Here is a 25,364-nt window from a genome sequence, read left to right on the forward strand (position 1 = left end):
TATGCAAAAAATTCAACAAGATCCACGTCATTCTCTGCGATTAACGAACCCAATTCACTTGCTTGCCGTTGGGTTTGGTTCAGGTTTGCTTCGTCCCGCCCCCGGAACTTGGGGAAGTTTAGCCGCCACATTAATCGGTGCGGCACTTTTGCAGGTAATGCCGTTAAAAATCTTTCTTTTTTTCACCGCACTCTGTTTTATTGCAGGTTGCGTTATTTGCCAGAAAACTGCTGATGATATGGGCGTACACGATCACGGTGCGATAGTATGGGACGAATTTGTTGGTATTTTTATGGTGCTTGCTGTGTTACCAGAAATCAATGTGCTATGGTGTACAATAGGTTTTGCCGTATTTCGTGTTTTCGATATTTTAAAACCTTATCCGATCCGCTATTTTGATCGTAAGTTGCAAAGCGGCTTTGGCATTATGATTGATGATGTACTGGCAGCAAGTTATAGCATTATCGCAATACATCTTTGTTTATCTGTTGTTATGGGGAGCCTTATTTAATGTGGACCGTATTATTCGTTAATCTTGTTGGTTTACTTAGCCCGGGGCCAGATTTCTTTTATGTAAGTCGCAAAGCGGCCAGTGAAAGTCAGCGTAATGCGATTGCAGGCGCAATAGGTATTGGATTCGGTATTTTATTTTGGGCGACTTTAGTTATTTTTGGGCTAGCTATAATTAATCGAACCAATTACCTCGTACAGTATATTATTATGTGTTTAGGGGGAGGTTATTTAGCTTATTGTGGTATCAAGATGTTGCAAGTAACGAAAAATGCACAGCTAGCCACGCTAAAACCACATCAAGAAATACATCACCCTATTTCACGTGAAATTATGAAAGGATTATTGATCAATCTGAGCAATGCTAAAGTGATCGTTTTTTTTAGTAGTGTGATGTCAGGCTTTATGGCAAGCATATCAAATAATACAGAAATTATGTTGATTATTCTCCTATTAGCCTTGGAAAGTGTGCTTTATTTTATCTTAATTGCATTTTTCTTTTCGCGTAAAATCGTTCGTGATTTTTATAATCGCTACAATCGCTATATTGACAATTTTGCGGGAATTGTTTTCCTCTTTTTCGGTGGTGAACTGATTTATTCGGGCTTAACCACCATTATTGAAATCACCTCGTAACAGGAGTAGAAAATGACATTAAAAATTGCCGTGGTAGGGGCTGGTGGCCGTATGGGACGCCAATTAATTCAGGCCGTACATAACGCAGAAGGCGTAGAATTAGGTGCAGCGTTTGAACGCAAAGGTTCATCATTAGTCGGAACTGATGCGGGTGAATTGGCGGGAATTGGACAACTTGGCGTGAAAGTATCTGATGATTTAAATGCAGAAAAAGATCATTTTGATGTGATGATTGACTTTACACGCCCAGAAGGAACCTTAGAGCATCTTGCGTTTTGCCTTGCTCATCAGAAAAAAATGGTGATTGGAACGACAGGATTTGACGATGCAGGGAAACAGGCTATTAACAAAGCCGCGGAGCAAATTGCGATTGTCTTTGCCTCTAATTATAGTGTCGGGGTTAATTTAGTGTTTAAATTACTTGAAAAAGCCGCCAAAGTGATGGGCGATTATTGTGATATTGAAATTATTGAAGCCCACCACCGCCACAAAGTGGACGCACCATCAGGCACAGCGTTATCAATGGGGGAACATATTGCGAAAACCTTGGGGCGTGATCTCAAAACTCACGGGGTATTTTGCCGTGAAGGGATTACGGGTGAGCGTAAACGTGATGAAATCGGCTTTTCTACAATTCGTGCCAGTGATGTTGTCGGTGAACATAGTGTGTGGTTTGCAGATATTGGTGAACGTGTAGAAATTTCTCACAAAGCCTCAAGCCGAATGACTTTTGCTAATGGGGCAGTGCGCGCCGCAAAATGGCTTGCAGGTAAAGAACAGGGCTTGTTTGATATGACAGATGTGCTGAGTCTGAATGAACTTTGATCCTCGTTGATTTAAAAGTGCGGTGAGAATTTTCTAAATTTTTGAAAAAGATGCCGCACTTTATTTTATCCTAATGTCATTATCTAAATGGCGATAAAAATGGTTAAAAATACCATCCAGTAAAGCCCACGCTGATTTTGAAATATGATTCTAATATTCTTCTTTGATAAGAAATGAAAATTACCCTATTAAAACAAAAAATCATTCTTGAACATCATAATGAAATACCACTCTTACAAAAGCTAGAAATTAATGGTATTTATCCTGAATATCAATGCCGTTCTGGTTATTGCGGGGCTTGTCGTACAAAAATAAAAAAGGGTAACGTCCATTATAATGAACCGCCACTTGCTTTTGTGAATGAAGATGAAGTATTACTTTGCTGCTGCCAAGTAGAAAGTGATTTAGAGCTAGAGTTATAAAGAGCGGTGTTTTTTTGCTGATTTATTTGCCAAAAGACTTAATGTTAAAAATGAAATTATCAAGGTATTGTTATTAGGTAAAATGACACAAGGGCAAGCGTTGCGTAAATTACGCATAGAAATGCTCGGGGTGAATCAACAACAATATATGAAGATGGTGAAGGTTTCACGACAAACCCTTTCTAATATAGAAAATGATAAAGGAAATTACAGCGTTGAAACCATTAATCAAGTATTCAAACCTTTTGGATTTGAATTGGGATTAGTGCCGATTTCTAAAGATTTACTCACTAAAATGAGATCATAAGAAAAGGCTATATTAGGGTGTGTTGCCAACGGTTTAATAGGCCAAAATCCCCAAATCTTACAAAACTTCTTTAAATTGGTTTGAGAATATTCTAGCTATTCTCTGTACAGTTTGTCTTGTTTTGTGGGGATTTTGTCTATGTTTAGCCAGATTATGCAAATAGCAACATACCCTAGATTAGCTCTAGATTTTTGCAAAATCCTTATAAATCAAAATCACCAAAATCGCTGGTATCAACCTTAGCATCAATTTGACCCACGAGATAAGAGCTTACTTCTACTTCTTGTGGGGCAACTTGTACATTGTCAGACACCAACCACGCATTGATCCAAGGGATTGGATTGGAGCGCGCCTCAAAAGGTAAGGGTAAGCCAACGGCTTGCATACGAATATTGGTAATATATTCCACATATTGTACTAGAATATCTTTATTTAAGCCGATCATTGAGCCGTCTTTAAATAAATAATCAGCCCATTCTTTTTCTTGTTCGGCGGCAGCGAGGAATAATTCATAAGCCTCTTGTTTACATTCCTCAGCGATTTCAGCCATTTCGGGATCATCTTGTCCTGCTGCCATAATATTTAGAATGTGCTGTGTGCCTGTTAAATGTAAGGCCTCATCACGTGCGATAAATTTAATGATTTTGGCATTTCCTTCCATCAGTTTGCGTTCCGCAAAGGCGAAAGAACAGGCGAAAGAGACATAGAAACGAATCGCTTCTAAGGCATTTACGCTCATTAGGCAAAGGTAAAGTTGTTTTTTCAAATTACGCAAGCTAACCACGCATTCTTTGCCATCTACGGTGTAAGTGCCTTCACCATAAAGGCCGTAAAGCTGGCTATCGCGGATTAAATCATCGTAATAGGCAGAAATATCTTTTGCGCGTTTGATGATTTCTTCATTGGTAACAATATCATCAAAAACAATAGACGGATCATTAACGATATTACGAATAATATGGGTATATGAACGGCTATGAATGGTTTCAGAGAATGTCCAGGTTTCAATCCAAGTTTCTAGTTCAGGAATGGAAACCAGCGGTAACAACGCCACATTTGGGCTACGTCCTTGAATGGAATCCAACAGAGTTTGATATTTTAAGTTACTGATAAAAATATGTTTTTCGTGTTCAGGTAATGCGGCATAGTCAATGCGATCTTGCGACACATCAACCTCTTCTGGACGCCAGAAGAATGAAAGTTGTTTTTCAATTAGTTTTTCAAAGGTTTCATATTTTTGTTGGTCGTAACGGGCAACATTGACGTTTTGCCCGAAGAACATCGGCTCTTTGAGCTGATCATTTTTAGTTTGTGAGAAAGTGGTGTATGCCATAGAAATATCCTTACATCTTTTTAATTGAGAATAACTCGTATTTTACATCAAAAACTTGATTCGTTTAATGGGTTTTATATGAACGCACAATAAAAACGGTGAATTATTTTAAAACTCACCGTTTTTCAAAGGGTTAGAAAATCTTAAAGGCTATTTTTCTGCTTTTAAGATGCCAGAAGACCCTTCAGAATAATCTCTTGGGGCATTTTCTTCTGTACGATTTTCTGATTCTCCTTTCGTTGCAGTTTCTTCTATTTTTTTCTGTTCAAGCTGGTTTTTAAAGAGTGGTTTGCCTTCTAATTGAGGCAAGAGTTGTACGGAAGAGGTGGCTAAATGTTGATACAGTTTTTGATAATCCTGCGCAAGGGTTTTCAATAAATCTGCACTTTCAGAAAAATGTTTTTCTAAATGCTGTTTTTGTTGATCTAATTCTGATTTTACTTTTTGTAATTCAGTTTCCGTTTTCACTTGTTTCTTCACGGAATCCTTAGTGAAACGTAATAATAGATAAGCGAGGACAAAACCTACAACTAAACCAATTAGGGCAGGTTGCCACATTTCAGGTGTCCAATTTTGCATAAAAAACTCCTTATGGTAAGAAAAGAACCTTTTGTATCATAACCTTAATTTCAATTTATTTCTTTGGCGCAGATCACAAAAAAATACATTGGCGAAATAAGGCGGCAATCGCACGCCTTATGTTGCTATGTTATCTTAAACCGCATTTTGCCAATAGGCTGTTTTGGCTTTTTGCAATTTATGATAGGCATTAAGTAATTTTTGGTGGGCGTCGAATTGTTGTAAATGTTCATCATCTGCTAAGAGATCATAGAATGGATTACCACCTTGAATCGCATTCCAAGCAAATTCTACCGCACTTTTACCATACATTTTCTCAAATACAGTACGATACTGAGCAGGATCGCGCTGTTCATCAAGGAATAATTCAAGACTGTTTATTAAACAGCGGTAATAATTTGCTCGCTCAGGGGTAAATACGGATTGGTTCATATTTAGTGTCCAGCTTGCCCAATCTAAGGCATTTTCTCGATCTTGAGTGGCAAGATAGAGCATTGCTTTGAGTTCACCAATACGCAAGGTTGCCCAGCCAGATTTTGGCGGTGGCACAATACCGATAAATTCACGTACACGGGTAGCATCATCAATGCCTTGTTCATCTAATTCATCAAGTAATTCTTGATAAGTATCTTGATCGTGGTGGAAATGAGGGAGATCAAGCAAGATCTCACGCCAATCCATTCCCATATTGTTATTGGCGTAAATTAAATCGTCTGCTGGATAAATATCCGACATTCCCGGTACGATAATCCGACAAGCGTACACACCTAAATGATGATAATCCATAATATAGACTTCTTGTTTGCGCGCTTGGAAAATTGTCATCAGATTTTGATATTCTTGTTCTGTTGTGCCAGAAAAATCCCAGTCCACAAAAGGATAATCACTTTCTTGTTTGAATAAATCCCAAGAAATTAAACCACTTGAATCAATAAAATGGGTTTCCAAATTGGCGTGTTCTGCAACATCATCATTATTGAAAGAAGGGGGCGTGAATACATCAAGATCTTTCAAACTACGCCCCTGTAATAATTCGGTCACTGTGCGTTCTAATGCCACGCCAAAATTAGGGTGTGCGCCAAAAGAGGCAAAGCAAGTTCCATTTTGGGGATTGAGCAGTACCACACAAATTACAGGGAACGCTCCGCCTAAGGAGGCATCATAAGCAAGAATTGGAAATCCTTCTTGCTCAAGTGTCGTAATGGCTTCTTGCACCGCAGGGTAGCGATTCATTACCGCTTGCGGAATGCGGGGTAAGCTAATGGCCTCTGCAATAATTTTGTTTTTTACATAGCGCTCAAACACTTCTGATAGTCCTTGTACACGAGCTTCAAACAAACTGTTTCCTGCGGACATTCCATTGGAAACATAAAGATTTGCGATGATGCTTTGTGGAATATACACCGTTTGGTTATCTGATTGACGCACATAAGGCATTGCCACAATACCGCGTTCCCCATTGCCAGATTGCAGATCGATCAATAAATCGGGCGTCAGTTCGCCATTCGGATCATAATAAGCTAATAAATTGTCATCAAGAATGCCTTCAGGAAGGCGATCTTCATCTTCAATGTTGAACCATTTTTCATTGGGATAATGTACAAAAGGGGCATTGGCAAGATCTTTCCCAAGGTAATAATCGGCAAAGAAATAATTGGTGGAAAGACGCTCAAAATATTCACCTAAGGCAGAGGCAAGCGCCGCTTTTTTACTTGCGCCTTTACCGTTAGTAAAGCATTGTGGGCAATCTTTATCACGAATATGTACAGACCAAACATTCGGCACCGGATTGAGCCACGAGGCTTCTTCAATATGAAAACCAAGTGCGGTCAATTTTTGTTGAAATTTTGCAATGCTATCTTCAAGAGCGGCATCTTTACCGGGAATAAAAGTTTGTTCGGTCATTTCGTATTCTCCAATTAGAGCAAGTAAGATTGAACCGTGCATAATAGGCAAGTTTTCCTTATTCAGCAAGGAAAAATCTTGCCATCAATCAAGAACTGCTCATTATTTCAATGAGTTGGTCTTAATGATCGTTTCTGTTTTCGTTGCTTGTTGAAAGGCGTTGGTAGGGGTTAATGTTGGGGAAAAGGGGGATCTTTGCGCATTCAAGGTCATTGGCAAAGTCCGTTTCTGTGCCACGATCATCATAATATCACCAAAATAACGGGATTGACCTTGTAAGGACAAACATTGCTGATCGAGTAACTCAAAATTAAGTAGGCTCAGCCAATCCACAATTCGAGTAACGAAATAAGGTTTAAAAAATACGGTATTTTTCCTAAAAGGAAAAAATTGCTTAAGCGAAAAGACACTGAATGGATTAAATAATGAAAGGAATAAGATCCCTTCTTGATTTAGTGTGCGAGTAATTTCGCGTAATACTTGGTGCGGATTGGCAGTAAAATGCAAACCGTGCGCGAACAAACAGGCAGAAAAATACCCTTCAACAAAAGGCAAGGCGGTGGGGCGAGCTTGGACTAACTCAATATGCGGGCATTGCGAAAGTGCGGTCAAATTTTGCGGAATTTTTTCGCCCACGATAATGTGTTGATCACAAGGATAATAAGCCACTTCCGCACTTAACGCCCCTAATTTCAGGCAATAATCCCCCGTAATTTGTGCAAAGTGCTTTGTTAAATATTGCTGAATTAGGCTACAATAACGCGCACCTTGTGGCACTTGTTGCCAGCTCAGTGGTATTTGGCACGGATGTGTTGTGTTACAAGGGATATTCCAGTTCATTTTTAATAAGGATCAATATGTTAGTTCCCATTCCTGCACTTAATGATAACTATATTTGGCTGTATGCACGAGAGAATTTGCCTGTAATTGTGATCGACATCGCAGAAAGTGCGCCTTTGCTTGCTTATTTACGGCAACATCAGCTTGAGGTAGAAGCGGTGTTACTTACCCATAAACATAGTGATCACGTGGGTGGTTTAGCCGAGTTTAAACAGCATTATCCGAATGTGCCTGTGTTTGGCCCAACAGAAACCGCACAGTTAGGAGCTACACAAATTATTAATGAAGGAGAAATTCACACCGCGCATTATCAAATCCAAGTTTTGCCTTCTGCGGGACATACGGAAAATCACGTGAGTTTTTTGCTGGACGGGCATTTATTCTGTGGCGATACGTTATTTTCTGGTGGCTGCGGACGGGTATTTACTGGCGATTATGCGCAAATGTTTGATTCTCTCCAACGCCTCAAAGCACTTCCTGATAGCACCATAGTTTGCCCAGCGCACGAATATACGTTGAGCAATTTACATTTTGCCCAGAAAGTGTTGCCAAAATCGGTATTTTTGACGGATTATGCGCTGAAAATGTCTGCCTTGCGTGAACAGCATCAGCCAACCTTACCAACCACATTAGCACGAGAAAAACAGATTAATCCTTTCTTGCAAGCGGAAAATTTGACTCAATTTACCCAATGGCGAAAATTAAAAGATCAGGATTAAATTAAACAAAGGTTTTCCTTTTTGCTATGAAAGCGTGATCCTATTTGCTCAACGGCAAATAATTGCTTAGAATGGGCAAGTTTTTATTTTTCTTTTTTATTTTGTGGGGGCTTGACCGCAAGTGCGGTCAAATTTCAATTAATTTATGACAATTCTTGTTTTAGGCATAAACCATAAAACCGCTTCTATCGCATTGCGTGAGAAAGTCGCCTTTTCTGATGAAAAACGTCAGCAGGCATTGCAACAAATTGAGCAATCGGCCTTAGCAGACAGTGCGGTGATTTTATCCACCTGTAACCGCACAGAAGTGTATTTTCATAACAAAGCCATTTCCCCACAAAATGATGCACAGTGGCAACGCCAATGTATTGATTGGCTTAGCGAAATTCATCAGATCGATAAAGAAGAACTTAGCCATTGCCTTTATGTCAAACAAAACCAATTTGCTACACAACATTTAATGCGTGTGGCGTGCGGGTTAGACTCCCTTGTGTTGGGTGAACCACAAATTTTAGGTCAAGTGAAACAAGCTTATCAGCTGAGTGAAGACTACTATCAACAACATCAGGGGGCGATTTCTGGCCAGTTTTCGCGTTTATTCCAGAAGACCTTTTCAACGGCAAAGCGTGTACGTACGGAAACGCGTATCGGTGAAAATGCCGTGTCTGTGGCATACACCGCTTGCACGTTAGCCCGTCAAATTTTTGATAGCCTACGTCAGCTTAACATTTTGCTTGTGGGGGCAGGGGAAACCATTGAATTGGTCGCCCGTCATCTATTACGTCACGGTGTGAAAAGCCTAACCATTGCCAACCGTACCCTTGCTCGTGCCGAAAAACTGGTGGAAAAACTTGAGTCCACGCAGAAAATCCGTGTGTTAGCGTTAGATGAACTTCAAGTAGGATTAGATCAAGCCGATATTGTGATTAGCTCAACGGGTAGCCCAACGATCTTAATCAGCCAAGCAATGGTACAACAAGCGCAGAAAAAGCGTTGTTATAATCCAATGTTGATTGTGGATATTGCCGTGCCACGTGATGTAGAGGAAAGCGCAGCGGAAGTGGAAAGCGTTTATCATTATACTGTGGATGACCTGCAAAATATCATTCAGCGCAATCTCAGCCAGCGTGAACAAGCTTCTGCCGAGGCTGAGCAAATTATTGATGAAGAAAACCACGCTTTTTTTGAATGGCTCAAGGTGCATCAATTTTCGAATTTAATCCGTCGCTACCGTGAAGAAGCGGAGCAAACTCGCCAAGAAATGTTAGAAAAAGCGTTGAGTGCGTTACAGCAAGGAGAAAGTGCGGAGCAAATTTTGCAAGAATTAAGCTATAAACTCACAAATAAACTCATTCACACACCAACCCAAGCAATGCAAGCAATGGTGAAATCAGGCAACGCCCAAGGCTTACAAGCATTTTCTCAAGAAATCCAAGCAAAACAAAAATAAGGCGAAGCATTGCCTTATTTTGCACCGTACGTTGTTTTCCTGCTTTTTTAATCAGTCAAAATCACAACCAGTGCCATTATTGCCCCGCTCAGAATAAACCATAAGCTACGTTTTAGCATTTTCCTTGAACCCGGAATAAGCCACAGAGAACTCACACAGAAAAAAAGTAGGGAAATGCCAAAGAGGGTAGTGAGCCAAGAATAGGGATATTGTGAATTGCTTAAGTGTAGACGGTTAAGCTCAGCAAGCCAGCTTGGATATTCCATTGAGTGATATTTTACCTCACCCGTTTCGAGGTGATATTCCCCTTGCTGAAAATAGAACACATCACCTTTTTTTTCAGTTATTGATAAATTTTTTATGCGTAATTTCTGCCCAAGCTGTTGCGCATTGAGTTGAGGGGAAATGGTTTTTTCTATATAGACTGAACGTTTGAAAATGTTGGTATCTCGATAGATTAAAACGATACCAGTAAACGCATAAATCGACATTATCACTAATAATAAAAATCCAAAATAGCGGTGCAAAATCCGCATCCATTTTGCTGTTGTTTTGCTCATTTGTATGTTAGCTGGAAGTTAAAGATGCGGTGATTATATAGAAATTTTCTTCACTATGTAAATGAAAATAATTATTATTTATTGAATTAATAATTATTATCAATAAAATAGGTGGCTGTTGTTCAATAGATAAGGAGTTCTAATTTATGAAATCAGCTTGCCCTCTAAGTTTTCCTTTAAAAACCACCGCACTTTTATTTATAAGTGTTTGTTCTAGCAAGGTGTTATATGCGGAGCAAATCTTTTCATCGACAGAGTATATGGCCGTGTTACCAACGATTGATGTTGTTACCACACAGGAAACTGCCAACACAAAGGGATATGTGGGGTATGAAGAAGCACAGGCAACACGCAATCTTCTTACGATCAAAGAAATGCCACAGACCGTTGATGTGATTAACATTCAGAAAAACAAAAATTATGGAACTAATGATTTGAGTTCTATTTTGGAGGGAAATGCAGGGATTGATGCCACCTATGATATGCGTGGTGAAAATATTTACTTGCGTGGTTTTCAGGCTGATGCGAGTGATATTTATCGTGACGGGATTCGTGAGAGCGGGCAAGTTCGCCGTAGTACTGCTAATATTGAACGGGTTGAGATTTTAAAAGGCCCATCGTCAATTTTATATGGACGTAGTAATGGTGGTGGCGTGATCAATATGGTCAGTAAATTTGCTAATTTTACAACCCGCAGAAATATTGGTGTAACCTATGGTTCTTGGAATAGTCGTAGTTTAAATTTAGATGTGAACCAAAAAATTAATGAAAATGTTGCAGTGCGTTTAACTAGTGAGCTGTCTGCCGCAGAGGCTTATCGCTATGAGGTAAGAAATAAAGGGAGAATGTTTTCCCCAAGCATTAGCCTACAAAGTGATGATGGGCGTCTGCAATGGGTTGGGCAATATACCTACGATTATCAATGGCGTATTCCAGATCGCAATCCGGCTAAATCTGTTTATGATGAAATGGGAATAGGCTATCGAAATAGCTTTTTCCGTGATGGGGATTATGTCGATGATAAATTGCAAGTTTGGCGTTCGGATCTCAAATATTTTATTAATGATCAGTGGCTAGTAAATTGGCAGCTTGCTTATCGTCAAGCAGATCAGGATTTTGATCATTATTTTGCAGGAACTTATTCGGCAACAGATAAAAAATTAAAGCAAAGCTATGCATGGCAAAAAACACGTAATAAAACATTCACCAATAATGTTACCTTTAATGGTGAATTTGATATGGCTAGTCTTAAACATAAACTAACAATTGGGCTAGATTATAGTCAGGAAGAACGCCACCCTATTTTGGCTGTTTTGCGCAATCAAGAAATTGATCCTTTTCTCAGCCGACATCAATGGCCGGCTCGTCAGCACCCAAACGCTACGGTAGATAATCGCCATAAAGCGTATAGTACAGGTATTTTTGTACAGGATTTAATTTTATTAACCGATAACTTAAAAGTGCTACTAGGCGGGCGTTACGATTTTTATCGTTTTAACTCTATAAATATTAAGCAAGAACGCCGTGATACAAAAGGGCATTCTTTCAGCCCGAATGTAGGCGTTGTATGGGAGGTTACACCAGAACATACGCTTTACGCATCGTTTAATCGCAGTTTCTCACCTTATGGAGGGCGTGGTTATTTAGGGATTAGCACGGATCAAAAAGACGTATTTAATGCCTCACCAGAATATAATCAACAATATGAGGTGGGCATTAAGAGCGATTGGTTTGATAAAACCTTAAGTACAACCTTATCTGCTTATCAATTAGAACGCCGTAATATTCGTTATCGTCCTAATAAAGATGTTCTTGATGTTTGGGCTGTGCGTGGAAAAGATCAATCTAAAGGTGTGGAATTAAGCCTATTAGGGCAGCTTGCACCGAAATGGTATATCCGTTCTTCAGTAGGCTGGATGGTAGCAAAAATTAAGGAAGATAAACAATATCCGCAAAATAACAACCGCACTTTGAATAATACCGGCAATTTCACAAGTAACCTATTTGTGCGTTATGTGCCAACAGAAAAATTCTATTTAGAAACAGGGATAACGCACTTAGGAAAACGCTATTATTTCAATAACAATAAACAAACTATTCTACCAAGTTTTACTCGTGTTGATGCGATGGTGGGGTATAATTTGAATCCTGTCAATATTACCTTGGCTGTGTCGAACTTATTTAATAAAGCTTATTGGCGTTCCGATGCAATGCCCGGTAATCCGCGTTCCTTTAATTTACGTTTGACTTATACCTTTTAATTAATCAAATCAATGCGGTGCTGATGGCTCACCGCATTATGTTTAGAGAATAATTGTTTTATTTTTATAAACAAAAATCCGATCTTGTAAGGCAAGCTCTAAGGCTTTGGTGAGGACGGTTTTTTCTACATCACGTCCTGCGTGCATCATTGCTTCGGCGCTGTATGTATGATCCACGTTAATGACATTTTGCATAATAATTGGACCTTCATCTAATTCATTATTGATGAAATGCGCGGTTGCACCAATGATTTTTACGCCACGTGCATAAGCTTGATGATAAGGTCTTGCGCCAATAAATGCTGGCAAGAAAGAGTGGTGGATATTAATTACTCGGTTTGGATAACGGGCGACAAATTCAGGGTTTAATACCCGCATATATTTCGCTAACACAATATAATCTGGCGAATATTGATCGATTTTTTCCGCTAATAATTTATCGTGTTCAACGCGTGTTAATCCTTCGTGGCTAATACAATGGAAAGGAATATCAAAACGTTCTACTAAACATTTTAAGTTATCGTGATTGCCAATTACAGCGGCAATTTCAACATCTAAACCACCGTAGTAATTTTTCATTAAAAGATCACCAAGACAATGGGCTTCTTTGGTCACTAAAATAACAATACGTTTTCTTTTTTTACTTATTAATTGACAATTTGTTCCCGCTGGCAGATTAAAGGTTAAATCGGCAAGCAAGGTTTCATCATTGAAAATACCTTCCAATTCGGTACGCATAAAGAAATGTTTTGTTTCAAAATCCACAAACTCATTGTTATGAATAATGTTGAGTTGATGTTTATAACAAATATTGGTTATTTTTGAAATAAGTCCTTTATCATCAGGGCAATCAGTTAGCAGAATTTTATTTTCTCGCATAATCATAATATTGTATGGGATCAGGTTTTTGAGATGAAAAAAAAGTAAAGCCAATAAGCTTTACTTTTTTATAAATTAAAGTTCAAAATCAGATAATGATTTTCCAGCATCTAAGGCACGTTGAATAACAGAAGGTGTTCTGCCTTGACCCGTCCAAGTTTTTATATTGCCATTCTCGTCAGTATATTGATATTTAGCTGGACGAGTAGGACGTTTTTGACGTACGGCTTTCGGGGTAGCAGTTTGCTCTGTAATTAAATCTTCAGGCGCAATCCCTTTTTCTTTTAAAAATTGATGTACTTCTGCAAGTGCTTTTAGTCTTTCTGCTTCTTGCTGTGCAGCTTGTGCGACTTCTTGACGTTTTTCTTCAAGAACTGTTTTTACTTTTTCTAAGACTTCTTCTAAATGTTCTACATTTAGATTTTTTGCAACAGCGCGTAAACTACGAATATTTCTTAATGATTTTAATAAATCACTCATTTTACTTCTCCTAAATCATAATATTAAATTAATAAGAACGCCGATATAATAACGAAAATATTATTCTAGGTAAATAGAGAATGTTATTTAATATTGAATGTGCTTTATTTCCTTTATAAAAGTGCGGTATTATTTTCCAAATTTTTTGTCTCAATTTCATTTTTTTATAACGCAATCCTTTGCGTCGTATTAAGTGGGAGTTAATGAAAAAGTGATCGCTTTTTTATGGATAATGCTTGCATTTTTTGTTGCTTATTGTAATCTTTGCGAGATCCTACTTATGTAGAGGAGCAACTATTATAAGTATTTTTTCTGAGTGGATAACGATGAGGAAAAAGGAAAGGAATAGTTGCCGAAATCAATTAAAAGTCGTTTTAATTGGTTGGGAACGTTTTCGAAAGAAACGTTACTGTCATAGTCTTTTTTATCACTATGGAGCGCTACTGGTTAGGTTGGGCAATTGTGCCTGCCTTTTTATTTTAAATTTTTACCTTTCTTTAAAATAGTAAACTTCAGTGGTTCTCCCTTATTCTTAGGTAGAACAATAATGGAACTGTTAGATTATTCCACATCAATTTGGTCGGTTGTCCCGCCCCTGTTAGCCTTATTATTGGCGATTTTTACGCGTAAAGTCATTTTATCTTTAAGCATTGGTATCTTAATTGGCTCGTTAATGTTGGCAGATTTCAACATTACAAACGCAGCCATTTATTTAAAGAATACGGTGCAATCTTTAGTGTATGGTGATGATGGGTGGAATTTTGATACCATCAACATCATTTTATTCTTATTACTATTAGGCATTTTAACCGCACTCTTAACGGTGTCAGGCAGTAACCGTGCTTTTGCTGAATGGGCGCAAAAGCGGATTAAAAATCGTCGAGGTGCAAAATTAATGGCCGCCTCCTTGGTGTTTGTTACCTTTATTGACGATTATTTCCATAGCCTGGCGGTGGGCGCGATTGCTCGTCCTGTTACGGATAAATTTAATGTTTCTCGTGCGAAATTGGCGTATATCTTGGATTCCACGGCTGCGCCAATGTGTGTGATTATGCCTGTTTCAAGTTGGGGGGCTTATATCATTACCTTAATTTCTGGCTTGTTGGCGACCTATGCGATTACCGATTACACACCAATTGGGGCATTTATGGCAATGAGCGCGATGAATTTCTATGCGATTTTCTCCATTTTAATGGTGTTCTTTGTCGCGTATTTTTCCTTTGATATTGGCTCAATGGCAAGGCACGAAAAGCTCGCTCTTGAGAGAGTAGAAGAAGAGCAAGATGAGCAAGTGGGGGTAAAAGGCCACGTTCGTAACTTGATCTTACCAATTATTACGTTAATTGGTGCGACAGTATTTATGATGTTGCACACAGGAAATGAAGCTCTTGCCGCAGAAGGAAAACCGTTTTCCTTGTTAGGAGCGTTTGAAAATACCACCGTAGGGATTTCTCTTGTGGTTGGCGGCTGTGCTTCGGTCATTGTTGCGACGCTTTGCATTTTGATTGATCGCCAAGTGAGTGTTGCGGAATACGCAAAATCTTGGGTCGTTGGGGTGAAATCAATGCTTGGTGCGATTTTAATTTTATTCTTCGCTTGGACAATCAACAATGTTGTTGGCGATATGAAAACGGGGACCTATTTATCTAGCCTTGTTTCGGGTAACTTACCTGTGGCAGTGTTGCCCGCATTATTATTCATATTAGGTTCTGTAATGGCATTTTCAACGGGAACAAGTTGGGGAACATTCGGAATTATGTTGCCAATTGCTGCCGCGATTGCTGCAAATGCAGCGCCAGAATTAATGTTGCCTTGCCTTTCAGCCGTAATGGCTGGTGCAGTCTGCGGTGATCACTGTTCGCCTGTTTCGGATACCACAATTTTGTCTTCCACTGGGGCAAAATGTAACCATATGGATCACGTTACGACGCAGTTACCTTATGCTTTAACCTTAGCCGCTGCAACCATTGTGGGCTATCTTGTGGTGGGTTATACCGCATCAGGGATCTTTGGTTTTATTGCGACAGCAATCACCTTGGTGGCATTAATCTTCTTATTTAAAAGACGTTAAAATGTGATCTCGATCACAAAATAAGAAATAAAATTTTATTTCGTCTATTTTATAAAATGCGGCATATTGTCGCATTTTTTTATTTTTTGTTGAGTTTTATTTTATAAAATATTGTAATTTTGAAATTTTTGGCGTTTTATTCTTTTCTATTTCTGATTACCCACTAAAATCTTGCTAGACAAGCCATTCTCAATCCGTTACAAATAATCATCGTTAATGAAAAACAGAAGTGCGGTGGAAATTCCGTAAATTTTTGCGAGGTAACAATGAAGAAATTATCAGGTGCGGAAATGGTTGTGCAATCCTTGCGTGATCAGGGCGTAAAATTTGTGTTTGGCTACCCCGGTGGCTCGGTGTTAGATATTTATGATGCCATTCACACGCTAGGTGGCATTGAGCATATTTTGGTTCGTCACGAACAAGCCGCGGTGCATATGGCAGACGGCTATGCACGTTCCACAGGGGAAGTGGGGTGCGTGTTAGTAACATCAGGTCCGGGCGCAACCAATGCGATTACAGGCATTGCAACCGCGTATATGGATTCAGTGCCTTTGGTGGTGATCTCAGGACAAGTGATGTCAGGTTTGATCGGGAGTGATGCTTTCCAAGAATGCGATATGGTTGGGATCTCACGCCCTGTGGTGAAACATAGTTTTTTAGTTAAACGTGCAGAAGATTTGCCTGAAATTATTAAAAAAGCCTTTTATATTGCTTCCACAGGTCGCCCCGGTCCTGTGGTGATTGATTTACCGAAAGATGTGGTAAACCCTGCAAATAAATATACTTATACTTATCCGCAAGAAATTCACTTGCGTTCTTATAATCCTACGGTACAAGGGCATAAAGGGCAGATTAAAAAAGCCTTGAAAGCCTTACTTGTTGCAAAAAAACCAGTGCTTTTCCTTGGTGGCGGGGCGATCACCGCAAATTGCAGTGAACAAATTACTCAATTTGCTAAACAGTTGAATTTGCCGGTTACCTCTTCTTTAATGGGATTAGGCGCATTTCCAAGTACAGATAAACAATTCTTAGGTATGCTAGGAATGCACGGTACATACGAAGCGAATAATGCGATGCATCACAGTGATTTGATTTTTGCTATTGGCGTACGTTTTGATGACCGTACCACCAATAATCTGGCGAAATATTGCCCGAATGCAAAAGTTGTGCATATTGACATTGATCCAACGTCTATTTCTAAAAATGTTCCCGCCGCGATTCCCATTGTAGGCAGTGCAGAAAATGTATTACAAGAAATATTAGCCTTATTGGAAGAAGATAATTTAGCGAAATCTCAAGCCGATCTAACTGATTGGTGGAAACAAATTGATGAGTGGAAAGCGGTGAAGTGCTTAGATTTTGATCGTCATAGTGGCGTGATTAAACCACAGCAAGTGATTGAAACCGTCTATCGCTTAACTAAGGGGGAGGCTTATGTGGCGTCTGATGTGGGACAACACCAAATGTTTGCCGCCCTGCATTATCCTTTTGATGAACCTCGTCATTGGATCAACTCTGGTGGGCTTGGCACAATGGGCTTTGGCTTACCTGCGGCATTAGGCGTGAAATTGGCTCATCCAGAAGCAACGGTGGTTTGCGTAACCGGAGATGGCAGTATCCAAATGAATATTCAAGAGCTTTCCACCGCACAACAATATGGCATTCCGGTGGTAATTATTAGCCTAAACAATCGCTTTTTAGGTATGGTGAAACAATGGCAAGATTTAATTTATTCAGGTCGCCATTCACAATCTTATATGAACTCGTTGCCTGATTTCGTGAAGTTGGCAGAATCTTACGGACACGTCGGTATCCAAATTGATCAGCCAGAGGAATTGGAAGAGAAATTGACACAAGCCTTTGCCATTAAAGATAAATTAGTGTTTGTTGATATTAAAGTCGATGAAACCGAACACGTTTATCCAATGCAAGTGCGTGGTGGCGCAATGAACGAAATGATTTTAACCAAACCGGAGAAAGCCTAATGCGTAGAATTTTATCAGTATTATTAGAAAATGAATCGGGGGCGTTATCCCGCGTGGTTGGCTTGTTTTCTCAACGAGCCTTTAATATTGAAAGTTTGACGGTTGCACCTACTGATGATCCCACTCTTTCTCGTATGACCATTGAGGCTTACGGCGATGAGCAAGTGCTGGAGCAAATTGAAAAGCAACTGCATAAATTGGTGGACGTGTTTAAAGTGATAAGCCTAAGTGATTGCGAACACGTTGAGCGTGAAGTAATGTTGGTGAAAGTGCGTGCGCAAGGCAGTTCCCGCGATGAGTTAAAACGTTTAGCGGAAATCTTCCGTGGACAAATTGTGGACGTTACCACCAAATCTTACACCATTCAACTTGTGGGAACGAAAGATAAACTTGATGCTTTCGTGAAAGCATTAAAAGAAGAAAGTGCATTGATTGAAATTGTTCGCTCAGGGTTGATTAGCCTATCTCGCGGCGAGAAAAATTGCTTATAGGAAACCTAGTAAAAAGCAACAAAAAGAAAGTGCGGTGGTTTTTTCCGCACTTTTTTGATCAATCCTCTTGATCTATCATTAACAATTCAACCCTGTGCTTTCAGCCACTTTTTCGACCACTTGGCGTAAAGCGTTGGCACATTGGTGAAGTTGCTCAAGTTCATTGGCAGGAAGTTTGTATTTCAAAATGTGTTCTACACCGTTATTACTGATAACCATCGGCACATTGATCACCACATCCTGTAAACCGTATTCACCATTGAGCATCGTGCCAACGGGCAACACAGAATATTCATTAATACTAATCGCCCGAATAATACGGAACACGCTAGCAGCAATGGCGTGGTTGGTGTTGAGTTTTAAACTGAATACCTCCAAACCAATGGCTTTGGTTGCGTTAAGCAGTTCTTGAGGGTCGAGCATTGGCACATCATTTTGCTGACAAAAATCATCAATTTTTTGCCCAGCAATATTCACGATACTCCAAGGAATAAAACTATTTGCACCGTGTTCCCCCATTACATAACCGAACACGTTTTTCGGATCGATTTTGACTTTATCAGCAATAATTTTCATCATTCGCGCCGTATCCACTACACAACCAGCACTAATCACACGGTGTGCGGGGAAGTTGGTGTTACGAATAATAAAATGGGTCAGAATATCACAGGGATTGGTCACCACAATGAGAATCGCGTTTGGGGTATAGTGTTCTAATTGGCGGGCAATATCCACGGCGATTTTGGCATTAATATGACCGATTTCTAAGCGATCTTGTCCCACTTTAATTTGCGCGCCCGCCGTGATCACCACCACGTCGCTATCACGCGTGTCTTCATATTCTCCCGCAATAATTTTGGTATTTTTCGCGAAAGTTAACGCACTGGTATGGCTGAAATCCAATTGTTCGCCACGGGTACGTTCTTTATTCAGATCGACCAAGACCACTTCTTGGCATTCACCCATTGTAAGAAGATAATTACAAATGCCTACGCCCACTGCGCCTGCGCCAATAATTGAAACTTTCATTGTGTTTTCCTGTATTTATTATGTGTTAGGTTGTTTTCAAAAAGGCGTTAATCTTACTTTATCTCTTTCTCTTGCTCAATGGTTGAATAAAAAGTGCGGTATTATTTTTGCCAATTTTTTGCGATTTCGCTTAAAAAATTAACAAATGTTCGCACTGTTGGCGCAAGCCCGCGATTTTTGTAATAAATTGCATATAAAGGCGCTGATTCGAGTTGCCAATCAGGTAATAACTTTTGCCAATTGGGTTGAACTAAATCGGGCAATTCAGGCAACAGGGCAATACCGTAGTCATCTTCCACTAATTGGGCTAATACCGCCGCATCATTAGCTTGCAAAGCTTTTTTCACTTGTATCAATTCCCGTTGATTGCCTTGCTTGAACAGCCAATTTTTGCCATCACTTTTATGCAGCAGGCGGTGGCTTTTCAATTCTTGTGGTGTTTGTGGGACGCCATTTTTACTTAAATAATTTGGCGAGGCATAAATTCCAGAAGAAATATCAAAAAGATGCTTTGCTACCACGTCATCAAGGTCAAGATCCCCAATGCGTAAGGCAATATCCACCCCTTCTTGCAATAAATTAGCACGGCGATTTTCCATTGTAATGTTCAGCTCAACATCAGGGTGTTGCTGTAAATAGTGTGATAAATGTGGGGTGAGCCAATAACGTAAAATCTCACTGGAAACCGAAATACGTAGTAAACCACGAGGCGTGGCTAAACAATTTGCCACAGAATTTACCGCACTTTCGGCAGCTTCCACAGCGAGTAAGGCGTGTTGGTAAAAATGTTCACCAAGATCATTTAATCGTACCCCATTGCGATTGCGATCAAGCAGCTTGCTACCGAGCTGATTTTCTAACTCCGTCAAACGACGGCTTAAACGCGATTTTGGCACATTTAATTGTTCAGCAGCTTGGGTTAAGCTACCAGATTGGATCACGCTCACAAAAAAGCGCATATCATTGAGATCAATTTGTTGCATAAATAGAACCTTGGGTTTTATTTTTGATTATTGTTTGATGTATGGAACAAGTATAAACTACGCCACAAGAAATAAGCAAACATTTAGAGGCTATTGATAACTCACATATAAAATGAATTATTAACAGCTTCTAACAACAAGGAGAAAGAAAATGCGTATTTTAGAATTAGATAGAATTAACGAATTAGCCCGTAAAGCAAAAGTTACCGCACTTTCTGAAGCTGAATTAAATGAGCGTAGTGCGTTACGTCAGCGTTATTTAGCCGCAATCCGTGGACAATTGACCAATATTTTATCCACGGTCAGTGTGGTTGATCCAGAGGGCAATGATGTTACCCCAACTAAATTGCGTGAAGCGCAACGTAATGGAATGCAAGTAGCGACTTATTAATGAACTCACCGCCCTGAATATTCAGGGCATCACAAAAAACAGAATTTATCAAATTTAGGAGAAAAAATTATGCGTACAGTAAATCGAGTTTATACCGCACCACAAAAACACTGGGTTGGCGATGGTTTTTATGTGTCACCATTATTCTCACATAGCCAACAAGACAAAGTCACTAGCCCATTTTTGATGCTAGATTATGCAATGCCAATGGAATTTAAACCACATAACGGCGCGCCAAGAGGCGTAGGCGCACATCCACACGCAGGATTTGAAACCGTTACGATTGCGTTGCAAGGTGAAGTAGAACACCGCGATAGCGATGGCAACGGTGGCGTGATTGGAGCAGGTGATGTGCAATGGATGACCGCAGGAAATGGAATTGTTCACCAAGAGTTTCATAGCGAAAATTTCAGCCGAACAGGCGGAACTTTTGAAATGTTACAACTTTGGGTAAATTTGCCAGCGAAAGATAAAAATGCCCCAGCAGGCTATCAAAGCATTAAAGCGGCAGATATTCCAACTTATCACTTTGCTGATAATGCGGGTACAGCACGCATTATTGCAGGGGAGCTGGATGGTGTAAAAGGGCCTGCCCGTACCTTTACCGAGTTAAATATGTGGGAAATGGACATTAATGCGAACCACAGCGTAACCATTAACGTACCAGAAAGCCATCATTTAATGCTGGTAGCATTGCGTGGAACGGCGCTGATTAATGATAGCGATCGTGCTGCACCAACCGAATTGGTGATTTTCAATCAAGAAAGCGGTGAAGTCAAAATCACCGCAGGTGAGGAAAACGTCAAAATGGTTTTACTCAGTGGCGTACCAATTAATGAACCAATTGCCGCCTATGGCCCGTTTGTAATGAACACCCGCGAAGAATTAATCGAAAAATTCAACGCGTTTAACAAAGGCGAGTTTGGTAATATTCATTAATCCTCAATCACTGAATAAGTGCGGTGGTTTTAAGAGAAATTTCTCTAAAAACCACCGCACTTTTTATTTTGATTCAGAATGAATTTGATTGTGGAGTGAGTAAAATTTCTTTATGATGTGTTACAAAGTAACACGAACAAAGGAAAATATGATGCAAGGTAGATTAAGACAACAAGGTGGGGCGATTATTTTAACGGTACCCAATTCAATTGCTGTTCAAATGGGCTGGCAAGCGGGCAATGTGTTAAATATTGAAACAAAAAATGAAACCGTCGTGTTAAGTGCTGTTAAGCGTCAGCCTAAAGGGCGAAAAAATCTTGCTCAGTTATTAGAAGGCATTGATAGTCAAGAAATAACAGCGTTAAACAAGGATGTCGCAGAAATGATGGAAAGCTCAGCACAAGGTAAAGAAGTATGGTAATGCGCGTGCCAAAAAAGGGAGAAATTTGGTATGTTGATCCCGATCCTAGCTTAGGGCGAGAGCTACGCAAGCCTCATTATTTTATTGTAATTTCGGAGCAAGTATTAAATAAAGCGCTAGGTGTGGCAATTTGTTGCCCTATCTCTAGTGGTGGAAAGGCGGCTCGTTCGCAAAGTGTTACCGTAGTATTAGATGGTGCGAGTACTAAATCAGGAGCGGTAACTGGCGTTATTCTTTGTCACCAAATACGTTCTCTTGATTTGAACGCTCGTAATGCAAAATTTGCTACGGTGGCAGAACCTCATTTAATAGACGAAGTAGTAATGAAATTAGTTGATCTTATTGATCCTCAATAAAATGAGTTATGTATAAAAGTGCGGTGGTTTTAAGAGAAATTTCTCTAAAAACCACCGCACTTTTTTATTTCAATTTATTTCAATGCTAAAATGTTCACTTGATCATTCACGCGAATAACGCCGGTATTTAATGGAATTAAATTAATGCCGAAAAGTGGTGCGCCTTGTTCGTTGCGGTTAAGTTTTTTCAGTGTGCGGAAAGGTTCCATTTTAGGATCTGTTTGGTTAGTGATTGGGTTACGTGTGGTAAGCACACAGCGTTCGCAAGGTTTACTGTGTAAGAATTTGACTTCACCAATTTGAATTTCAGCCCATTGTTGTTCTTCAAAGGGGATGATGCCATCAATGATTACATTTGGGCGGAATTGAAGGGGGAAAATTGGGCTTGGGCAAGCTTGCTGTACGGCATTAAATGAGGCGGTAGTCGTGAGTAAAAGTGGGTAGCCGTCTGCAAAAGAGAGCGGGTGATCGGGATAGCGTTTGATTGTGCGTTGCGTGTGTTCGCCTGTCCAGCGCAGTTGCACAGCACGACCGATTTTTTCGCTAAACCATTGATTAATTTCTTGTGGTGCAAGCAACGAGTTAAATTCATTCCCCCACACTTCACAGGCTTGGCTTTGTTGAAAATCCGTATATTGAACTTGAATTGCTGAACCGTCTTTATGCTGAATATATAAGCCAAGCGGTGTCGGCAACGCGTGGAAATGATAAAGTTCCGCCTCTTTGCGTGCGGTGATAAAGGTGCCATCTAGTTCGGTAAGCATAAAGGTGCGGTCAAAATTAAGTCCTTGCGGTTGAACTACCGCTTGTGCCACTTCATAGCTTTGTGTTGATTTGATGGGGTATAGGTAAATATGCTGTAATTTCATTGTCTAATCCTCATAAAGTTGGCTGTATAGGGCATTTTCAAAACGCACTAAGGGTGCGCGTTTGGTTTTATTTTCCAGATCGCCCGTGGAATAGCCGTTGATAAATTGTACGAATGCAATGCGTTGTCCTTTGCTATTTTGCATAAAGCCAGCCAGATTATAAACCCCTTTTAATGCGCCTGTTTTAGCCGAAATATTTTGCGCAAGAGGTGGGGCAATCATTGAACCGCGTCCGCTTAGTGTGCCATCTACCCCGGCAATGGGAAAGCTGTCTAATAAATGCAATTGTGCTTCGTTATTTGCAATATATTCAAGGGTTTGCAGCATAATATTGGCAGAGATTAGGTTGTGACGAGAAAGCCCTGAGCCATCGGCGATAATGCTATTATCAAATTTTATGCCTGCGTTAGTTTGCAAAATTTGGCGCATTGCTTTGGCGGAAAGTTGAAATGAAGCAGGACGTTTGTAATATTGATAACCAATAGTGCGAAATAGAGCATCGGCAATTTGGTTGTCCGATTTTTTCATCATTTTTTTGATCAGTTCCGGCAATGGCTTAGAAAAATGTTGTGCTAAAATTTGTCCTTGCTGGGTTGTGTGAGGTTGTTGGATGTTGCCGTTAAACGAAATGCCAAGGCGGTTTAATTGGTGTTGAATAATTGCCGCGGCATAAGCATTAGGATCTTGCACGGCAAAACTGAGTGCAAAAGGTTTGGCTTGATGCGCTAAGCAGCCTTTAATTTGATAGCGATTATTATCGTGTAGTATCGCATCAAGCTGACAATAAGGGGCTTCTTCTTTGCTTGCGACACGAACTTGTCCAAATACTTGAACGGGATATTGTGCAGGCACGTTGAATTTCACCAATTCGCCCGTAGGTAGGTTAGCGTCAAGATCTACATAAAAACAGTTGTGATTGATGTTCACAGCGGCTGGTGGTGAATTAAAGCACATTGATAAGTCGTTCCAAATCCAACCTAAGCCACGGTCGTGTCCAGTAAATACCGCGGTATCTAAAATGAGATCCCCTTTGATGCGTTGAATACCTTGTTGCTTTAATTGGGCAAGCAGCTGATAGAGTTGATCGCTGGTTAAATCAGGGTCACCGGTGAATTTAATGATTAAGTTACCTTGTAACTCACCATTTTCAATATTGCCGTCTCGTAATAAACTCGTTTCAAAATGAAATTCATCGCCAAGGCTCAGTTTGGCAGCGAGTGCAGTAAACACTTTTTGTGTACTTGCAGGGAGCATAAAGGTTTGTGGATTCAGTGTGGTGAGAATTTCTTGCGTTTTTAAGTTTTTCGCCACGAACGAAAGGCTTGTTCCCGTAGGAAGTTGTGTACGAAGTTCTTCAACGTCCACTTTAGCAGTACTCTGTGAGGGGTGTAAAACAAAGGAAATCCCTAATACAAAAGTCCATAATTTTGATGATAATTTGTACATAAATAATCGCGATGGTTGCTATTTTTTTTCAGAAACACAATAATAGTGTTGGATCTCGTGAGAGTAAAATTATTTCTCGCATAAATGATGTAATAATGCGATTTGCATTAAAATTATTTTTTGAGCTACGGCAAAGTATTGCTTTGCCGTGGTTTTATTTTTGACTAAAAAAGGAATAAGGATTTAGCAATGCAACAAATTCCAATGACTGTACGCGGTGCAGCACAATTAAGAGAAGAATTGGACTTTTTAAAAAATACTCGCCGTCCCGAAATCATTAAAGCCATTGCAGAAGCGCGTGAACACGGTGATTTAAAAGAAAATGCGGAATATCACGCGGCACGCGAGCAACAAGGTTTTTGTGAAGGGCGTATTCAAGAAATTGAAGGAAAATTGGCGAATAGCCAAATCATTGATGTAACCAAAATGCCAAATAACGGCAAAGTTATCTTTGGTGCAACGGTCGTGTTAGTGAATGTGAATACCGAGGAAGAAGTAACCTATCAAATCGTGGGGGACGATGAAGCGGATATTAAACAAGGTTTGATTTCGGTAAATTCACCGATTGCTCGTGGCTTAATTGGCAAAGAAGTGGACGATAGCGTAACCATTACCACTCCTGGTGGAACGGTTGAATTTGATATTATTGAAGTGGAATATAAATAAAAAAGAGGGCG

The 25,364-nt window shown here is 39.8% G+C and carries 27 protein-coding genes and 1 riboswitch; of the genes, 16 read left to right on the top strand and 11 right to left on the bottom strand.

The window, feature by feature from the left end; genetic code table 11:
* Position 1: 1 nt before the first annotated feature.
* From L5B90_RS00730 to L5B90_RS00750, 5 genes are all read left to right on the top strand, one after another.
* The gene (locus tag L5B90_RS00730; protein ID WP_250363085.1) at positions 2 to 511 is read left to right on the top strand and encodes a phosphatidylglycerophosphatase A family protein; all 510 of its coding nucleotides are present in this window, start codon (positions 2 to 4) and stop codon (positions 509 to 511) included.
* Positions 511 to 1,146, top strand: coding sequence for a LysE family transporter (locus L5B90_RS00735; protein ID WP_250363084.1), 636 nt, complete (start codon positions 511 to 513; stop codon positions 1,144 to 1,146). Before L5B90_RS00730 ends, L5B90_RS00735 begins: the two co-directional genes overlap by 1 nt.
* A 12-nt stretch (positions 1,147 to 1,158) precedes the next feature.
* Positions 1,159 to 1,971, top strand: coding sequence for a 4-hydroxy-tetrahydrodipicolinate reductase (dapB, locus tag L5B90_RS00740; RefSeq protein WP_250363083.1), 813 nt, complete (start codon positions 1,159 to 1,161; stop codon positions 1,969 to 1,971).
* Positions 1,972 to 2,144: 173 nt separating this feature from the next.
* Positions 2,145 to 2,393, top strand: coding sequence for a class I ribonucleotide reductase maintenance protein YfaE (yfaE, locus tag L5B90_RS00745; RefSeq protein ID WP_250363082.1), 249 nt, complete (start codon positions 2,145 to 2,147; stop codon positions 2,391 to 2,393).
* Between the two features lie 82 nt (positions 2,394 to 2,475).
* Positions 2,476 to 2,700 (top strand): helix-turn-helix transcriptional regulator, encoded by a 225-nt coding sequence (locus tag L5B90_RS00750; protein WP_265761866.1) that lies wholly within the window; start codon positions 2,476 to 2,478, stop codon positions 2,698 to 2,700.
* Between the two features lie 202 nt (positions 2,701 to 2,902).
* On the opposite strand, the gene nrdB is transcribed toward L5B90_RS00750, so the two are convergent.
* The 4 genes from nrdB to L5B90_RS00770 form a co-directional block, all read right to left on the bottom strand.
* The gene (nrdB, locus tag L5B90_RS00755; RefSeq protein ID WP_250350165.1) at positions 2,903 to 4,033 is read right to left on the bottom strand and encodes a class Ia ribonucleoside-diphosphate reductase subunit beta; all 1,131 of its coding nucleotides are present in this window, start codon (positions 4,031 to 4,033) and stop codon (positions 2,903 to 2,905) included.
* Positions 4,034 to 4,183: 150 nt separating this feature from the next.
* Positions 4,184 to 4,612: a YhcB family protein gene (locus L5B90_RS00760; protein ID WP_265761867.1), complete on the bottom strand. Its 429-nt coding sequence runs from the start codon at positions 4,610 to 4,612 to the stop codon at positions 4,184 to 4,186.
* 135 nt (positions 4,613 to 4,747) lie between these two features.
* Positions 4,748 to 6,517, bottom strand: coding sequence for a 30S ribosomal protein S12 methylthiotransferase accessory factor YcaO (gene ycaO, locus L5B90_RS00765; protein ID WP_265761868.1), 1,770 nt, complete (start codon positions 6,515 to 6,517; stop codon positions 4,748 to 4,750).
* A gap of 102 nt (positions 6,518 to 6,619) precedes the next feature.
* Positions 6,620 to 7,357, bottom strand: a complete 738-nt coding sequence (locus tag L5B90_RS00770; RefSeq protein WP_250363077.1) for a class I SAM-dependent methyltransferase — start codon at positions 7,355 to 7,357, stop codon at positions 6,620 to 6,622.
* A gap of 17 nt (positions 7,358 to 7,374) precedes the next feature.
* Between L5B90_RS00770 and gloB the strand changes: the two genes are divergently transcribed.
* Both gloB and hemA read left to right on the top strand, forming a co-directional pair.
* Positions 7,375 to 8,076 carry a hydroxyacylglutathione hydrolase gene (gene gloB, locus L5B90_RS00775; RefSeq protein WP_250363076.1) on the top strand — a complete coding sequence of 234 codons (702 nt, stop codon included), beginning with the start codon at positions 7,375 to 7,377 and terminating at the stop codon, positions 8,074 to 8,076.
* 145 nt (positions 8,077 to 8,221) lie between these two features.
* Positions 8,222 to 9,526 carry a glutamyl-tRNA reductase gene (gene hemA, locus L5B90_RS00780; protein ID WP_250363075.1) on the top strand — a complete coding sequence of 435 codons (1,305 nt, stop codon included), beginning with the start codon at positions 8,222 to 8,224 and terminating at the stop codon, positions 9,524 to 9,526.
* A 47-nt stretch (positions 9,527 to 9,573) separates the two neighbouring features.
* Here the strand turns inward: hemA and L5B90_RS00785 are convergent, their stop codons facing one another.
* Complete coding sequence (locus tag L5B90_RS00785; RefSeq protein WP_250350171.1) at positions 9,574 to 10,086, bottom strand: PepSY-associated TM helix domain-containing protein; 513 nt, start codon at positions 10,084 to 10,086, stop codon at positions 9,574 to 9,576.
* 146 nt (positions 10,087 to 10,232) lie between these two features.
* Between L5B90_RS00785 and L5B90_RS00790 the strand changes: the two genes are divergently transcribed.
* Positions 10,233 to 12,347, top strand: a complete 2,115-nt coding sequence (locus L5B90_RS00790) for a TonB-dependent receptor (RefSeq protein WP_265761869.1) — start codon at positions 10,233 to 10,235, stop codon at positions 12,345 to 12,347.
* A 42-nt stretch (positions 12,348 to 12,389) separates the two neighbouring features.
* On the opposite strand, the gene purU is transcribed toward L5B90_RS00790, so the two are convergent.
* A complete protein-coding gene (gene purU, locus L5B90_RS00795; protein WP_250350173.1) occupies positions 12,390 to 13,226 on the bottom strand; it encodes a formyltetrahydrofolate deformylase in 837 nt (278 codons plus the stop codon).
* 75 nt (positions 13,227 to 13,301) lie between these two features.
* The gene (locus L5B90_RS00800) at positions 13,302 to 13,706 is read right to left on the bottom strand and encodes an H-NS family histone-like protein (protein WP_265761870.1); all 405 of its coding nucleotides are present in this window, start codon (positions 13,704 to 13,706) and stop codon (positions 13,302 to 13,304) included.
* A 275-nt stretch (positions 13,707 to 13,981) separates the two neighbouring features.
* Positions 13,982 to 14,157, top strand: a riboswitch (Lysine riboswitch).
* 96 nt (positions 14,158 to 14,253) lie between these two features.
* On the opposite strand from L5B90_RS00800, the gene L5B90_RS00805 reads away from it, so the two are divergent.
* The 3 genes from L5B90_RS00805 to ilvN all read left to right on the top strand — a co-directional run bounded on the left by L5B90_RS00805 (position 14,254) and on the right by ilvN (position 18,253).
* Entirely contained in the window at positions 14,254 to 15,777 is a 1,524-nt protein-coding gene (locus L5B90_RS00805) for a Na+/H+ antiporter NhaC family protein (RefSeq protein WP_265761871.1), read from the top strand.
* Between the two features lie 266 nt (positions 15,778 to 16,043).
* A complete protein-coding gene (locus tag L5B90_RS00810; RefSeq protein WP_265761872.1) occupies positions 16,044 to 17,762 on the top strand; it encodes an acetolactate synthase 3 large subunit in 1,719 nt (572 codons plus the stop codon).
* Positions 17,762 to 18,253, top strand: coding sequence for an acetolactate synthase small subunit (ilvN, locus tag L5B90_RS00815; protein WP_250350177.1), 492 nt, complete (start codon positions 17,762 to 17,764; stop codon positions 18,251 to 18,253). The genes L5B90_RS00810 and ilvN overlap by 1 nt, the downstream gene beginning before the upstream one ends.
* 78 nt (positions 18,254 to 18,331) lie before the next feature.
* Here ilvN and L5B90_RS00820 read toward each other — a convergent pair whose 3' ends face one another.
* On the bottom strand, positions 18,332 to 19,282 hold the full coding sequence (locus L5B90_RS00820; protein ID WP_250350178.1) for a lactate/malate family dehydrogenase: 951 nt from the start codon (positions 19,280 to 19,282) through the stop codon (positions 18,332 to 18,334).
* A 101-nt stretch (positions 19,283 to 19,383) separates the two neighbouring features.
* Positions 19,384 to 20,265, bottom strand: coding sequence for a LysR family transcriptional regulator (locus L5B90_RS00825; RefSeq protein ID WP_265761873.1), 882 nt, complete (start codon positions 20,263 to 20,265; stop codon positions 19,384 to 19,386).
* Between the two features lie 151 nt (positions 20,266 to 20,416).
* On the opposite strand from L5B90_RS00825, the gene L5B90_RS00830 reads away from it, so the two are divergent.
* The 4 genes from L5B90_RS00830 to L5B90_RS00845 all read left to right on the top strand — a co-directional run bounded on the left by L5B90_RS00830 (position 20,417) and on the right by L5B90_RS00845 (position 22,372).
* Positions 20,417 to 20,656, top strand: coding sequence for a DUF896 domain-containing protein (locus L5B90_RS00830; protein ID WP_250350180.1), 240 nt, complete (start codon positions 20,417 to 20,419; stop codon positions 20,654 to 20,656).
* A gap of 69 nt (positions 20,657 to 20,725) precedes the next feature.
* Positions 20,726 to 21,595 carry a pirin family protein gene (locus tag L5B90_RS00835; RefSeq protein WP_265761874.1) on the top strand — a complete coding sequence of 290 codons (870 nt, stop codon included), beginning with the start codon at positions 20,726 to 20,728 and terminating at the stop codon, positions 21,593 to 21,595.
* A gap of 148 nt (positions 21,596 to 21,743) precedes the next feature.
* Complete coding sequence (locus L5B90_RS00840; protein WP_265761875.1) at positions 21,744 to 22,016, top strand: AbrB/MazE/SpoVT family DNA-binding domain-containing protein; 273 nt, start codon at positions 21,744 to 21,746, stop codon at positions 22,014 to 22,016.
* Positions 22,016 to 22,372, top strand: coding sequence for a type II toxin-antitoxin system PemK/MazF family toxin (locus tag L5B90_RS00845; RefSeq protein ID WP_265761876.1), 357 nt, complete (start codon positions 22,016 to 22,018; stop codon positions 22,370 to 22,372). Before L5B90_RS00840 ends, L5B90_RS00845 begins: the two co-directional genes overlap by 1 nt.
* 74 nt (positions 22,373 to 22,446) lie before the next feature.
* Here L5B90_RS00845 and L5B90_RS00850 read toward each other — a convergent pair whose 3' ends face one another.
* Both L5B90_RS00850 and dacB read right to left on the bottom strand, forming a co-directional pair.
* A complete protein-coding gene (locus L5B90_RS00850; RefSeq protein WP_265761877.1) occupies positions 22,447 to 23,241 on the bottom strand; it encodes an MOSC domain-containing protein in 795 nt (264 codons plus the stop codon).
* A gap of 3 nt (positions 23,242 to 23,244) precedes the next feature.
* Positions 23,245 to 24,687, bottom strand: coding sequence for a serine-type D-Ala-D-Ala carboxypeptidase (gene dacB / locus L5B90_RS00855; RefSeq protein ID WP_265761878.1), 1,443 nt, complete (start codon positions 24,685 to 24,687; stop codon positions 23,245 to 23,247).
* A 189-nt stretch (positions 24,688 to 24,876) separates the two neighbouring features.
* Between dacB and greA the strand changes: the two genes are divergently transcribed.
* Positions 24,877 to 25,353, top strand: coding sequence for a transcription elongation factor GreA (gene greA / locus L5B90_RS00860; protein WP_265761879.1), 477 nt, complete (start codon positions 24,877 to 24,879; stop codon positions 25,351 to 25,353).
* Positions 25,354 to 25,364: the final 11 nt, after the last annotated feature.

It is taken from the genome of Avibacterium sp. 20-129, assembly GCF_026226845.1.
Lineage (GTDB): Bacteria > Pseudomonadota > Gammaproteobacteria > Enterobacterales > Pasteurellaceae > Avibacterium.